Origin of the sequence: Paraburkholderia kururiensis JCM 10599 = LMG 19447 (genome assembly GCF_003986935.1) — a bacterium.
Classification (GTDB): domain Bacteria; phylum Pseudomonadota; class Gammaproteobacteria; order Burkholderiales; family Burkholderiaceae; genus Paraburkholderia; species Paraburkholderia kururiensis.
In genome coordinates, this window is record NZ_RJZE01000002.1 from 102,126 (window position 1) to 116,190 (window position 14,065).

Here is a 14,065-nt window from a genome sequence, read left to right on the forward strand (position 1 = left end):
CCTCACCGGGCAAGAATCAGGCTGACATTGCTGCCGCCGAACGCAAACGAATTGCTCATCACGTATGGCGTGCCGCCATCGCGCGGCAAATGGCGCTCGTCTTCGACGAGATCGAGCGTGGGCAGTGCGGGATCGGCCTCGCCATCCCAGAAGTGACGCGGCAATGCGACGTCGCTGCGCGCGAGCGTGAGCCATGCGAAGCCGAGTTCAGTCGCGCCCGCCGCGCCGAGCAGGTGTCCCGTGAGCGGCTTCGTGCCGCTCGCCGCCACGCCTTGCGGAAAAACGCGCGTCATCAGGTGCGCTTCCATCTCGTCGTTCTTGATGGTCGCCGTGGCGTGCAGGTTCACGTAGCCCACCGCCGACGGCGCGATGCCCGCATCGCCGAGCGCCGCGCGCAAAGCCAGTTCGCCACCCACGCCCTGCGGATCGGGCGCCGAGATGTGATGCGCGTCGCTCGATTCGCCCGCGCCCGCGAGCCGTACCGGCCCTTCGTCGCGGCTCATGAGGAACACCGCCGCGCCCTCGCCGATGTTGATGCCGCGGCGCTGCGCGCTCATCGGGTTCATGCGCACGGGGCTGGTTGAATCGAGCGAGGCGAAGCCTTGCAGCGTCAGCTCGCACAGCGAATCCACGCCGCCCACCACTACCGCGTCGCACAGCTTGAGCCGCAGCAGACGGCGCGCAGACACGAAAGCCTTGGCGCTCGACGTGCACGCCGTCGAGATCGTGAACGCCGGCCCGCGCAGGCCCAGCGCCGCGGCCGCGAACGGCGCGGCCGTGCCGATCTCCATTTGCCGGTAGTCGAACGTGGACGGCATCGTGCCGGTAGCGGAACGCTCGCGCAGCGCCGCTTCGGCCGCGCCGATGCCCGAAGTGCTGGTGCCGAGCACCACGCCGATACGCTGCGCGCCGTAGCGCTCGCGCGCGGCCTCGATAGCCGGCGCGATCTGCGCGAGCGCGGCGAGCAGCAGACGGTTGTTGCGGCAGTCGTAGGCGGCGAGCGCTGCGGGCGCTGCGAACGCTGAGGGCGGTACGAAATCGAGCGACGCCGTCACGCGGCCGGCGAACATCGTGCCGATACGCGTCTCGATCGGTCCCATACCGGGTGCGCGGCCGTTCGCGAGCGACGCGACGATGGTGTCCACGTCGTCGCCGAGCGCATTGATCATGCCGGGCGCGTGCAGATAGACAGGCGCGTTCACGCGGCCCTCCGTTGAGTAGCAGGGATGCCGAGCGGCGCGAGCAGCACGGACACGAGGATGCCGAGCGAAAGCGTCGCGCCGAAGCTCTTGAGCGCCGGCATCGAACTCATGCCGAGCAGACCGAACGACAGCAAGGTGGTCGCCGCGGACAGCAGCACGCCGGTCCAGACGGCGCCGAGTTGCGCGGGGGCGCGCAAGGCGCCTTCACGCAGGAACACCGCGTAGTTCGCGCCCACGCCGAGCACGAGCATCAGCGCGAGCGAGTTGAAGAGCGTGAAGCGCACGTGGGCATAACCGAACACGGCAAGCGTGACGCCTATCGCGACGAGCACCGGCAGCCCGGTCGCGATGCCGCCGCGCAGGCCATAGCGCAGCATCAGCAGCACGAATACGAGCAACAGCGCGCCCGCGAGCCAGATGGCGCTGTCAAGCCGCCAGGCGCCGAAAAGCCGCGAGACGCTCGCGGCCTTGTCGACAAAGCTCACCCCAGGCACCGTGTGCGCCGTTGCGACCAACGCCGCTTCGTTCGCCGCCGAAACGCCCTGAGGAATGACGACGGCCGCGAATGCGTCGGGCGCGCTCTTCGAGCGTCCGAGCCAGAGATGGCGAAACGGCTGCGACCACGGTTCGGCCAGCCAGTCGTCGACGTGCAGCGTGGCCCCGTTCGATTTCCCGTAGGCCGCGAGCCACGTGTTCGCCACTTCGTCGCGAAAACCGGCTTCGGTCAGCATGGCGCGCAACGCCGCGGGGTCGCGGAACACGTGCGTAGCGATGAGCGCATGATCGGCCCGCTGCTGCTTTTCAGACGGCACGAACGATGCTGCCGATTGCCAGCCGCTCACGCGCGGCGCGCCCGATGCGTCCGTGAGCGCACCGAGCTTCGTCGCGAGCGCCTCGGCACGTTCGAGCACGCGCTCCGGCGACTCGCCGCTCACCACGAAGAACTGCGAGCTGTTGTCGACGCCCACGGCCTGGGTCACCACACGCTCCTGGACGACGAGCGACGGATCGCGCTGGATCAGCAGATGGATGTCGTCGTCGCTGGCAAGCCGGAGCCAGCCGGGCACCGCGACGAGGACCACCGCGGCAGCAACGAGCCCGACCCGCAACGTGCTGCGCCCTGCGAGCAATGCATGCCATCTCGTCAGCATCGCGGCGGCCACGGCGAACAGCGTGCGCGGCGCATGCCGCGCGGGCCGCGCGAGCAGGCTCGGCAGCAGCCACAGCACCGACGCGAAGGCGGTCGCGATGCCCACCATCGCGAAACACGCAATCTGCTTGAGCGCGGGGAACGGCGCGAAGGTGAGGATCGCGTAGCCCAGCAGACTCGTGGCGAGCGCGACCGTCAGGGCCGGCGCGACTTCGCGCGCGCCGCGCCGCGGCTCCCAGTTCTGCCCGGCGCCGAGATAGACGACGAAATACTGAATCGAATAATCGACCGCCTCGCCGATCAGGCTCGCGCCGAACACGAGCGTCAGCAGATGCAGCTTTCCGAATACGAGCAAGGTGGCCGCGAGCGCGCAGAGAATGCCGAGCGCGGTGGAGACGAAGCCCAGCGCGATGAGCCGCGGCGAGCGAAAGATCCATAACATCAGCAACGCAATGCCGACCAGCGAGCCGATACCGATGGCGTGCATCTCGCGCTCCGAGGCACGGCGCGCCGCCTCGGCATAAAAGACGGCGCCCGTGCGCGCGAGCGTGACGTCGGGGAATGCGGCCTTGAGCCCCGCTTCACCTTGCGCGACGGCGGCCAGCACCGCGCGCTGGATGTCGGTCTCGTAGGCCGAGCCGCGCAGTGTCGCGACCACGAGCACGCCGGTCGACCGGTCGCGATGCGAAACCAGCAGCCCGTCTTCTATCGTCAGGTTCGAGGTGGCGAGCGGCAGGCCACCCAACCAATGCTGGAGCCAGCCGAACGGGTCGTCCGCGAGCGACGCAGTGAGACCGGCGGCCGGCAGCCCGTAGAGACGCTGCAGCAGCGCATCGTGCAGTGCCGCGGCGCCACCGGCGATGCTCTGGCGATCGCGAGGCGTGAGCAGATTGAAGCGATACGGCAGATAGAAGCGCGCGATTCGCGACAGGTCGAACGGCGGCAATTGCGCCGTCACCGACGCGAACGCGCCGCTCGCTGTGAGCGCCACGCCGAGTTGTCGCGCGGCCGCCTTGGCGTGCGCGCCATCGTCGCTCGACACCACGAAGACGGCGCGATTGCCGAGCGCGCCTGCGAGGCGGTCTACGGCTTCTTCCGCGACGGGATCCGCCTCGGTTGCGGGCAGCAAAGCCAGAAGATTGGTTTGCAGCGGCGATGGCCCCGCAAAGCGCCACGCGCAATAAAGTGCCGCAGCAAGCGCGAGTACCAGCCACGCGGCGCGCAGGCACCCCGTCCGGGACACGGCGAACGTGCGTTGCGCCTCCACTACCGGGCCCCGAACAACGCGAGTTCGGCAGGCGCGAGTTCGCTCACCGCTGCGCTGCCTTCGAAGTCGAGTTGCGTCACGTCACCGTTCGCGTGTGCGATGCGCAGCGTGCGCAGATAGTCGCCGCCGCTCATCTGCAACGAGGCAATGGACTGCGCGATTTGCGGCTGATTCGGCACGAGCCGCATCTGCCAGCGTGCGGGCGTGCCCGTTGCCTCGACGTCGAACTGCGAATAGAGCGCGCTCAGGTCGCCCGCGAGCATGGCGCGCATCATCTTCGAGATGCCGGCCGCAGCGCGAGCGCCCTGGGCGCTGCGACTTGCCGTCTGCGTGCCCGCGGCGTCTACCGTAACGATGCCGGCGTCGGTCATGACCCACGTGGCTTTGTAGGGCGTGTCGATGTGCCAGATCGCGCCGCGTTCGCGCAAGAACAGCAGCGAGCCCGTGCTGACGAGCGGCGCTTTCATCGCCGCGAGCGTCTGCGTCTGCGTGAAACGTGCACGAACGCCCTTCGCTTTCGCGAGATGCGAGGCGATTTGCGAGACGAGCGCCATGTCGTTCGAAGCAGGCGACGCGATGGGCGCAGCGGTTCCGGCGGAAGCCTGCGCGGGCGCGCCGGCCACCGAAGCGGCCCCGCAAAGTACCGGCGCCACGATCAGCGCCATTGCGGCCACCGAGGCCGACACGCGCAGATTCAGCGTTCCCATGCCCGCTCCAGCTTCTCGAACACCACGGTCGGCGAGACGAATTGCAGTTCTTTCGTCCCGGCGTGCACCGCGACCTGGATCGTGTAGCCCTTCGTGAGCCGCTCGCCCGAGACGGCGTCGACGATCTCGTAGCCGATCTTCAAGCGGTTCTCGTGTTCGAGCAGTTGCGCCCGCACTTCCAGGCGCTGACCGTAGACCGCGGGCCGCACGTACTTCAAATGAACCTCGACCACCGGCCAGAGATAGCCCGACGCCTGCATTTCGCGGTAGTCGTAGTCGAACTTGCGCAGCAGTGCGGCGCGGCCGATCTCGAAGTACTTGAGGTAGTGGCCGTGCCAGCACACGTTCATGGCATCGACGTCGTGGAACGGCACTTCGACGTCCGCACTTGCGCTCAGAACCGCACGCGTGCCGCTCATGCCGTGGCTCCTTCCGTGCGTTCAATGAGCCCGCCCGCCGCAATGCTCGCCGTCACGGCGCGCAGGTCATGTTCGAGCGGGCGGTCTTCGTCGACGAACGACGACAGCGCCGTCACCTCGCTCATGAAGCGTTGCAGCGGTGCGGGGATCATCGTCGCGCCGTTCATCTTCAGGCGCAGTTGCACGGCCTGCACCGTTGCGAGCGTGTGCGCCGCCGCGACCTGTTCGGTGAGTTGCAGCACGCGCAGGCAATCGCGCGCGGCAATCGTACCCATGCTCACCTTGTCCTGGTTGTGCGCCTCCGTGGAGCGCGAGAACACGCTTGCAGGCATGGTGTGCTTGAGCGCCTCCGCGGTCCAGGCCGACGACGAGATCTGCACCGCCTTGAAGCCATGGTTGATGGGCGCGCGCGCCGGCACCGCACCCGTGAGGTTGCGCGGCAGACCGTTGTTGAACTTGTCGTCGACGAGGAGCGCCAGTTGCCGGTCCATCAGATCGGCGAGATTGGCCACCGCGGTCTTCAGCGAATCCATGGCGAAGGCGATGTGGCCGCCGTAGAAGTTGCCGCCGTGCAGCACGCGACCGCTGTCGGGGTCCACGAGCGGGTTGTCGTTCGCGCTGTTCAACTCGTTCTCGACGTCGCGGCGCACCCAGCTGAGTGCATCGCAGGCCACGCCAATCACGTGCGGCGCACAGCGGATCGAATAGCGGTCCTGTAGACGATGGCCCGACGTATCGGTGCGTCCCGCGAGATCGGCGCGAATCCAGGCAGCGGCTTCGGCCTGGCCCGCGTGGGGCTTCGCCTCGAAGATCAACGGATCGAAATGCGCGGCGCGGCCGTCGAGTGCAACCGTGGATAACGCCGTGAGACTGGCCGCGAGGCGCGCCAGCTGCGCGGCGCGCGCGAACGCGAGACACGCGAGGCCCGTCATCACGGCCGTGCCGTTCATCAGCGCAAGACCTTCCTTCGGCGCGAGCGTCAGCGGCTCGTGTCCGAGCGCGCGCCAGGCTTCGCGCGCGGAGCACAACGCGCCGCGAAACATCACGTCGCGCTCGCCCACCAGCGCGGCTGCCACATACGAGAGCGGCGTGAGGTCGCCGCTCGCCCCCACCGATCCTTCCGAAGGAATGCGCGGCAGCACGCGATGGTTGATGAGATCGGCGACGCGCTCCAGCAGCATGGGTCGCACGCCGGAGAATCCGTAGGCGAGCGAATTGAGCCGCACGGCGATCACGGCGAGCGTTTCTTCGTCGTCCAGATGGTCGCCCATGCCGCAGCCGTGATAGCGCGTGAGCTGCAACGGCAGGGCTTCGACCAGATGCATCGGCACCTCGACGACACACGCGTCGCCATAGCCCGTGTTGACGCCGTAGACCGTTGCGCCCGAAGCCAGATGCTGCTGCAGGAAATCTGCGCCGCGCTGGATGCGGGCACGCCAGGCGGGATCGCTGTTGAGCGATACGGCGGCACGCCGATGCGCCACGGCCACCACATCTTCGATGGTGAGCCGCCGGCCGCCGATCACGACACACGGCGCCGCCGCGTCGTTCGTATGAGCCGCTGCGTCCTTCAAATCATGTTCGGCCATTTGCGCCTCCGCTGGGGCGCGCCCAGAAGTCGTAGAAATTGAACCATTGATACGGCGCCTTGCAGCAATAGTGTTCGAGACGCGCGGCGTAACGCTGGGCCCAGACGGCCAGATGTCGGGCACGGTCGCGCCGCGGCAGTTCGATGCGTTCGGCGAACGACTCGAAGTAGAGCCGGTAAGCGCCGCGTTCCTTGAGGCAGAAGAACAGATAGACGGGGCACGCCAGCGCGTGCGCGAGCACGTACGGCCCCTGCGCAAACGGCGCGCTCGCACCGAGAAACGGCACGTGCGTGGTGCGGCCCGCTTCGCGCGCCGGCGTACGGTCGCCGACGATCACGAGCAACTCGCCGCGCTCGATGCGCTCCTGCATCATCAGCGCGGTCTCCGGCCCGAAGTCGCTGACCTCGACGAGATGCTGCGCGAAGTCATGGTGCGCGGCGGCCAGCACGCTGTTGAAGCGGCGCGCGTGTTCGGTGTAGACGATCGCCGTCACCCTGGTCTGCGCGCTGCGCACGGCGAGCGCGCGCGCCATCTCCAGATTGCCGAGATGCGAACCGATGACGAGCGCGCCGCGCCCGCTGGCAAGCAAGGCGTCGAGCGTGCCGGCATCGTCGAACTTCACGTTGGCGAAATCGAGCTGGCCGGACCAGGCGACGAGCTTGTCGAAGCCCGATTGCGCGAACGTGAGCATGTGCCGATACGCCGTGAGCCAACCCGGCCGCGGCGTCGGCTCGTTGGGTCTAAAGCGCTGGAGCTGCGCGAAGTAGCGCGTGGAGGCGCCGCGCGCGGCACGTCCCGTCAGCAGGAAATACGCAACGATCGGGTACAGCCACAGCGACGTGAGGCGGGGCCCGATTGTGCGGCAGCCCAGCGCGAGCAGCGCCATGCCGAGGCGGCTGCCGCGCTCAGCCATTCGCCACCATGGCGTCGTGCGTTCACCCTGCCCTTGCGCTGCGCGGCGCGGCATGAACTTGTGCGCGAGCAGCAACGGCGAGCGCATCAGCATGCCCGCCACGAGTCGCGTGTGGCTGCGGCTGATGCGCACGTTGTCCCACAGCACGTCGAAGTGCGAGACACCGTCCGTCGCGTATCGAACCGCGGTGGGAATCGAGACGAACTCGACGCGCCGCCAAGAGAGCCGCACGAGAATCTCGATGTCGAAGTCCATGCGCGTGGGCAGCTTCACGCCGTCGATCAGATCGCAAGCCAGGTCGAGCGGATACAGGCGGAAGCCGCACATCGAATCGCGAATGGTGAACGAAAGCGTTTCGATCCAGACCCACACGTGCGTCAGATAGCGTCCATACAGCCGCGATTTCGGCACGCTCGCGTCGTACACCGGCCGACCGAGAATCACCGCGTGCGGCTTCGCATGCGCAGCGTCGAGAAAGCGCGGCACGTCGGCTGTGTCGTGCTGCCCGTCGGCGTCGATCTGCAGGGCGTGCGTGAAGCCCGCTGCGCGTGCGGCGCGCAGACCGGCCATCACCGCTGCGCCTTTGCCGCCGTTCGCGGGCAGGCGCAGCAGTGTGAGCTGGCCGGCGTAACGCCGAGCGAGTGCGGCCAGTACGGCCTGGGTCGGCTCGTCGCTGCCGTCGTCGACCACGAAGAGCGGCAACCCGTGCGGAATCAGGTTCGCGACGGTTGCGCCAATCGCATCCTTGTGGTTGTAGATCGGAATGACGACACAGGCAGCCATGCTCATGCAGGCTCCCCGTAGACGACGACGCCCGACGCGCAGTCGCGTTCGCCCAGGTGATACGCGAATTGCAGGCGGCGGCGCGACGCGTCGTGCGTCAGCACGAGCTTGAGCACAGCGCCGGGCGGCACGGGGGCCATGAACTTCAGCTTGTCGATGGACGTGAGCGTGCGCACGCCGGGCACGTACTCGCTCGCGAGCCGCACAACCCAATCGATCTGCACGACGCCGGGCAAAATCGGCAGGCCGGGAAAGTGGCCCGCGAAATGCACGAGCGTGGGCGGCACGTGCAGCTCGTAGAACCGCTCGTTGGCGTCCCCTGCTTCGGCAAGTAGTTCGAAGCCGTCTTCGTGGGCCCCGAACGCGCGTGCAATGGCCGCTGCCTGCAGCTTGCCGCGCGCATCGAACGGCAACGCCTTGCGAAAGCGCCAGTGACGCGGCAGCACCGTCATGTCGAAATAGCCGGCGAGATGGCGCCGCAGCGTCTTCACGAGCTGCACGCGGCCCTCGCGGCGCAGCGCGGCGTTGCCTTCGCCCGACAGCACCACGAGCGCGCCGACGCGCTTGCGCGAGGCACCGTCGAGCACCGTGGTCGCGGCCTCGGCCACGAACGGATGCAGCCGCAGGCGGCCTTCGAGTTCCGCCAGCGCCACGCGCTTGCCGTCCAGCTTGACGACGCGGTCGAGCCGACCCAGCAGGTTGAAACCGCCGCGCGTGTCGAACGCCACGGCGTCGTCGGTGCGATGCCAGCCGTCGTGCTCCAGATGCGGCGAACGCAGTTCCAGTGCACCGTCGTCCGCGCGGCGCACGTCGATGCCCGGCATGGGACGCCACGCATCGGAGCCGGTCTGCATCCGCCACGCAATGCCACCCGTTTCCGTGCTGCCGTAGATCTCGAGCGGCGCGTGGCCGAGCACGGCAGCGAAGCGCCGGGCCGTGTCGAACGCGAGCGGCCCGCCCGACGAGAAGAACGCGCGAGGCGCGGGATCGAATGCATCGAAGCCGGGCAGATCGGGCCAGCGCGACAACTGCGCGGGCGTGGAAACGACCACCGTCGCCCCGCACTGCGCGATGCGCGCCTGCAACTGCTGCGGGTCGACGCAGGTGGAGCGGTCGAACGCGCGGCCCGCCGCGAGCGGCCAGAACACGCGAAACAGCAGGCCGTAGATGTGATGATGCGGCACGCTCGCGAGCACCGTTGCATCGCCGGCGAGCGCGCCCCACTGCGCTTCAAGCGTGTGCACTTCGGCGTTGAACTGGGCGAGCGTCTTGCGTACGGGCTTCGGCACGCCGCTGCTGCCGGATGTGTAGAGCGTCAGCGGCGCGTTCGGGTCGATGGTGCAGGTGGCCGTTGTGGTGGCCGGTGCGGTGGTCGTTGCGGTGGTCGTTGCGGTGGTCGTTGCGGTGGTCGGTGCGGTGGCCGGTGCGTCAATCGACATGGCGACGATGTCGGCGTCGGTCAGCACCGCGTCGTACGCCTCGCTCAGGTCCGCGAGATAGCCCGGCGCGGAACTCGCCGGAATCACCGGCTCCTTGCCGGCAATGAAGAGGCCGAAGAGCGCGCACGCGAACGTATAGGGATCGTCGGCACACAGCGCGAAGCGCTGCTCCGCGCGTGGGTTCAGGCGGGCGGCAATGGCCAGCACACGCGTACGGAATGCGGGAAAGCGGATCGTATCGGCGCCGTCGCGACATACCGCGACGACTGTCTGCGTATCAACCGCCGCGCGCGGTGCGGCAAAGAGCTCGTGCAGCGCGATCACAATGCCCCCGTGCGCTGCGCCCTCGGCAGCATGATGTACTTGCGCCACACCACCTCGGCAACCAGCAGCGCGCCCACCACGCCATACGCGATGGCGCCGTTGTAGAGCGACCACGACTCGCGCGACCAGCACAGCGCCGTGTAGGCGGAGAAGATGCCGTTCGCGGCGAAGAATGCCGTCCACAGCTGCGTGACGCGACGCGTGTAGCGCACCACGTGATCAGGCGGATCCGGATACGTGAAGCGCGCGAACCGTTCGATCATCGACGGTCCGTTTGCCAGTGTCGCACCGAACGCCACGAGCAGCCCGACATTCACAAGCGACGGATAGAGGCGCAGCAGCAGCTCACTGTTGGTCGCGACGATCGCCACCGACGCACAGTTGAGCGCGCCTGCCACCGCCCAGTCCACGAGGCTCAGCTTGCGCAGCGAGGCCGCGAATGCACCCGTGCCCGCCACGCGTTGCAGCCACAGCAGCGCGAGCAGCATGCAGCCCACGTAGCGCGGCGAGTCCCAACGCCAGGCGCACAGAATCACGACCGGGTAGGCCAGGTTCGCCGCGAGGCGCACCATGCGGCGCGCGCGACCGTATGCGGGCGGTGCTTCGGTCGCGGCGGGCACTGCGTGACTCGCGTCTGTCATGCGGCGCGTGGCCGGGTCGCCCGCTGCCCGCGCGTCGCACGAAGGCGTGGATGGCATCAAGCCTGAGCCGCGAGCAGCGATTCCACAGCGGCGATCACGTCGCCCACCGTGCGAACCGACTTGAACTCTTCCGGCTTGATGCGCCGGCCGGTCATTTCCTGCAGCTTGATGGCGAGATCGACGGCGTCGATGCTGTCCAGATCCAGTTCTTCGAACAGATGCGCCTCCGGCGTCACGCGCACCGGATCGATCGCGAAGTTTTCGTGGAAGATGGCGCGGATGCGCTCGAGAATGTCTGCCTCGGTCACGATTCAATCCCCCTTGCCTGCAGTTTCTTCCAGCACCGCCGCGTCTTTACGCTGAGACGCAACCAGCTCGGCGAGCGTGTTGACGGAACGAAAATACTCGCGCACGCGCGCGTCGTCGGCGGCGATGGTGAGCTTGTAGCGCTGGCGCAGCACGATGCCGATCTCGAGCGCGTCGATCGAGTCGAGCCCGACTCCGTTGGTGTCGAACAACGGCGCGTCGTCGTCGATATCGTCGGGCGTCAGGTGTTCCAGATCGAACGCTTCGATCAGAAGCTGCTTAATTTCCAGTTTTAAAGAATCCATGATCGAACAGGTGCTGGGTAATGTGTGCCTCAACGGCGCGGGTGACGCTGCGCGCGGCGAGCGCCGGCGGCATTTCGTGCGACGCGAGCTGCCCGACGCCCATGGGATCGAGCACGTTCACGGTGATGCGGAAAGGACGCTCCGGTACGTGATACCAGCGCATCTGCTTCGTGAAGGCGGGTGGATCGCAATGCATGAGAACGGGGACGATCGGCGCGCCGGCTTCGAGCGCGATATACGCAAAGCCGCGCGAGAAGGCGCGCAGCCGGTTGGGCGCCGGGCTGCGCGACCCCTCGGGAAAAATGATCATCGTGTAGCCCGCGGCGATCTGCTGCCGGCAATCCTTCACGAAACCGGCGGGATCGACGTTGCTCACATATTCGGCAGCCCGCACGATACCCCAGAAGCATGGGTTGCCCCAATGGGCGTTCTTCACGACGCAGCAGGCACGCGGCATGAGCGAAAGCAGCACCACGACATCGAGATAAGTCGGATGGTTCGCCACGACGATGGCCGGCGCGCCCGAACGCAAAGCGTCGGCGCCCGCCACGTCGAGTTCCATCACGCCCATGCGCTTCAAGGCGTCGACGAGCGCGCGAAAGAACCAGTGGATCACGGTCGTGACCGCGCGTTGGCGCGAGGCGCGATGTGGCCACAGGCTCGCGAACGGAAAAACGAGAACAGAGAAAAGCAGGCCGCTCAGCCCGAACACCGTGAAGCTGAGGCCGGTAGCGAAAAGACGCCCGCCACGACTAGACCGCACTGACATGCCACCCCCACTGCCAGATCGCGCCGGCGTGTTGCCACGCGGCGGCCGATTGCGTATCGAGACAGTGATGCAGCGCTGCGCTTTGCGTCGCGAAATGCGTCACGCCTGCCTTGCCTGCTTCATGTTCGATTTCGTGTTCGGTCTCGTGCTCGATTTCGTAGACGGTACACGCGAGATGTCCTTGCGCGACCTGTCCCGCGTCGAGCAGCAGCGCGAGGGCGCCCTGCTGCACTTCGTGATCGACGTGGCCGTATGCGCCGTCGGCCGGTTCGTCCGCATAGACGAGAAGCACCGGCACAGTGGGTTCTTCGGTGTACTGCGCATACGCTTCGAGCAACGCGTAACCGAGCGTTTCGGGGCCGGCTGAAATGGCGTTCGCGGGCGAGCGGTCCTGCCGCGCGATACCGAAGAGTCCCGACATGGCGTTGAGCACCGAGAGGCTGAAGGCATTCGGCAGGACCGGTTTGTCGGCCTCGATGCCGTGCAGGATGTCGGTGGTACGCCGTAGTTCGCCGTGCCTCGATGCGAATACCACCCGCGCTTGCGGCACGTTCTGCACGCAATCGTGGGCGACCTTCAACGCCATCCGGGAAAGCGAACTCAGCCGGCGGCGCATCATCGGATCGATGAAGGCGACTTCAGCTGTTTCTGCAACGGCAGGAGACCAGAAAGACCACCGGGCCACCGGCAAGGTCCACGACAAATCGGGCATATCGACATTCGGTGTGGGGTAGCCGCATCGTCCAGGCTACACACCGAAACGACGCATGGAAGCGTTTTCACCCGCGCACGTCGGCGCAACGGGGCCTTCTCTTACAGCCCATTAACGGCATCTGGCGCGGATTATTTAGATCAAAATCAAAAGCGGCGGCAGTGCACGTTAAGCATCGCCAACTTCTTTTTTGACGAAAGGTTTGAAAGAATCAGTGCAGCGTCTACTGCGCGGTATCGTCTCCTTCAATTCAGAGCGCATGCTTTGTTGGCCGCCACGCCGTGCTTTGCGCAAACCCGCTTGCTACGGGGCATGTTCGCGTCCAGCTCTCGCCCATCCCATCTAATGACCAGCAATAAGCGGCCGATTATCTGCCGGACCACCCTGAAAATCTGTCAAATCTTGTCAAAATAATCCACAAAAACGGTAACGAATTTGAATGGCTAAACCAGGTTCGCGCGCTTAGTCAATTCGTGATGACGTGAACTGGTATCGCCAAACATCGGCCAGAACGCGCCCACGCGATCGACCAAATACCTACGCCGCGAGCAATGCTTCGCGCAACGTAATGAAATGCAATTGCTCGCTTTGGGCCGCGACGAATACCTGCGGAAGCGTGGAGAGGATAACGGGCAAGCCGTCCACCCCGTTCGCGGCGTTGCCGTCGTGGGCAAGCAGTATATCGCCCGCGGCAAGCTGATGGACGAGACGTTGCGCGACGACATCAGCGCGAGTCTCGCGCGTATCGAAACCCCGCCTCGTCCATGACGCGAGGCGCAGGTCGAAGCGCTGCAAAACCGGTTCGAGAAACACATTGCGCAGGCCCGCCGGCGCCCGGAAGAATCGCGGCCACTCTCCGGTCAGGTCGGCAAGCGTCTGCTGGGCCGCTTCGATCTCACGAGCCAGCACGCCGGGCCCGCTGACCGAGAAGGTGTGTCGATGCCTTTGCGAGTGGTTTTCCACGGCGTGGCCGCGTGCCACGATCTCGCGCGTGAGCGCCGGATACCGGCGTGCGTGCTCGCCGATACAGAAGAACGTGGCGCGCACGCCATGACGGTCGAGGAGATCGAGCACCTGCGGTGTGACTTGCGGGTCCGGGCCGTCGTCGATCGTCAATGCGATCTCGCGGCGTTTGCTTGCGGCCGCCGGCAACCGCGTCCAGTTCGGACCCAGTATCGACGAGCGCGGCCACAAACCCGCCGCCGTGACAATGGCGTGATTCGCGAACGTGCCGGCGAGCCACCATGGCCAGGCAGCCGGATCGAGCGCGCATCCAGTCACGGCGACCGCATGCCAGGCGGCCGAGAGCGTCAGTGCGGGCGGCTGCTCCAGGAAGGAGCGCGAACGCGGACGCTCGTGCGCGGCGCCCAGCTTCAGTCTCGCAGGCGAATGGGGTTCAGGCATCGGACTTCTCGAGCCACAACGTAAAGAGAACCGCGAAGAGTAGCAAAGTTGCGTGAAGATACAAAATCGACGACAGGTCATGCAGCGGCGGCCACGCCACGTTCGCTCCCGAGCCAGCGCTTCAATTGCACCGAG

13 protein-coding genes are annotated in these 14,065 nt (G+C 66.7%); all 13 read right to left on the minus strand.

Annotated features, from left to right (window positions below; genetic code table 11):
* Window positions 1-2: 2 nt before the first annotated feature.
* Window positions 3-1,202, minus strand: a complete 1,200-nt coding sequence (locus tag PKKP23_RS02630) for a beta-ketoacyl-[acyl-carrier-protein] synthase family protein (RefSeq protein WP_126875689.1) — start codon at window positions 1,200-1,202, stop codon at window positions 3-5.
* A complete protein-coding gene (locus PKKP23_RS02635) occupies window positions 1,199-3,619 on the minus strand; it encodes an MMPL family transporter (protein ID WP_126875690.1) in 2,421 nt (806 codons plus the stop codon). Before PKKP23_RS02635 ends, PKKP23_RS02630 begins: the two co-directional genes overlap by 4 nt.
* Window positions 3,619-4,326, minus strand: a complete 708-nt coding sequence (locus PKKP23_RS02640; RefSeq protein ID WP_126875691.1) for a LolA family protein — start codon at window positions 4,324-4,326, stop codon at window positions 3,619-3,621. Before PKKP23_RS02640 ends, PKKP23_RS02635 begins: the two co-directional genes overlap by 1 nt.
* Window positions 4,314-4,745 (minus strand): acyl-CoA thioesterase, encoded by a 432-nt coding sequence (locus PKKP23_RS02645; RefSeq protein WP_126875692.1) that lies wholly within the window; start codon window positions 4,743-4,745, stop codon window positions 4,314-4,316. The genes PKKP23_RS02640 and PKKP23_RS02645 overlap by 13 nt, the downstream gene beginning before the upstream one ends.
* Entirely contained in the window at window positions 4,742-6,334 is a 1,593-nt protein-coding gene (locus PKKP23_RS02650; protein WP_126875693.1) for an HAL/PAL/TAL family ammonia-lyase, read from the minus strand. Before PKKP23_RS02650 ends, PKKP23_RS02645 begins: the two co-directional genes overlap by 4 nt.
* On the minus strand, window positions 6,321-8,036 hold the full coding sequence (locus PKKP23_RS02655; RefSeq protein WP_126875694.1) for a glycosyltransferase family 2 protein: 1,716 nt from the start codon (window positions 8,034-8,036) through the stop codon (window positions 6,321-6,323). The genes PKKP23_RS02650 and PKKP23_RS02655 overlap by 14 nt, the downstream gene beginning before the upstream one ends.
* On the minus strand, window positions 8,033-9,793 hold the full coding sequence (locus PKKP23_RS02660) for an ApeI family dehydratase (RefSeq protein WP_126875871.1): 1,761 nt from the start codon (window positions 9,791-9,793) through the stop codon (window positions 8,033-8,035). Before PKKP23_RS02660 ends, PKKP23_RS02655 begins: the two co-directional genes overlap by 4 nt.
* Window positions 9,790-10,491 carry a COG4648 family protein gene (locus tag PKKP23_RS02665; RefSeq protein ID WP_126875695.1) on the minus strand — a complete coding sequence of 234 codons (702 nt, stop codon included), beginning with the start codon at window positions 10,489-10,491 and terminating at the stop codon, window positions 9,790-9,792. The genes PKKP23_RS02660 and PKKP23_RS02665 overlap by 4 nt, the downstream gene beginning before the upstream one ends.
* Window positions 10,491-10,742 (minus strand): acyl carrier protein, encoded by a 252-nt coding sequence (locus PKKP23_RS02670; protein WP_126875696.1) that lies wholly within the window; start codon window positions 10,740-10,742, stop codon window positions 10,491-10,493. The genes PKKP23_RS02665 and PKKP23_RS02670 overlap by 1 nt, the downstream gene beginning before the upstream one ends.
* Window positions 10,743-10,745: 3 nt before the next feature.
* Window positions 10,746-11,045, minus strand: a complete 300-nt coding sequence (locus tag PKKP23_RS02675; RefSeq protein ID WP_017778069.1) for a phosphopantetheine-binding protein — start codon at window positions 11,043-11,045, stop codon at window positions 10,746-10,748.
* Window positions 11,020-11,814, minus strand: a complete 795-nt coding sequence (locus PKKP23_RS02680) for a lysophospholipid acyltransferase family protein (protein ID WP_126875697.1) — start codon at window positions 11,812-11,814, stop codon at window positions 11,020-11,022. Before PKKP23_RS02680 ends, PKKP23_RS02675 begins: the two co-directional genes overlap by 26 nt.
* A complete protein-coding gene (locus tag PKKP23_RS02685; RefSeq protein ID WP_126875698.1) occupies window positions 11,798-12,526 on the minus strand; it encodes a beta-ketoacyl synthase chain length factor in 729 nt (242 codons plus the stop codon). Before PKKP23_RS02685 ends, PKKP23_RS02680 begins: the two co-directional genes overlap by 17 nt.
* A 537-nt stretch (window positions 12,527-13,063) precedes the next feature.
* Window positions 13,064-13,930 (minus strand): polysaccharide deacetylase family protein, encoded by an 867-nt coding sequence (locus PKKP23_RS02690; RefSeq protein ID WP_126875699.1) that lies wholly within the window; start codon window positions 13,928-13,930, stop codon window positions 13,064-13,066.
* Window positions 13,931-14,065 lie beyond the last annotated feature (135 nt).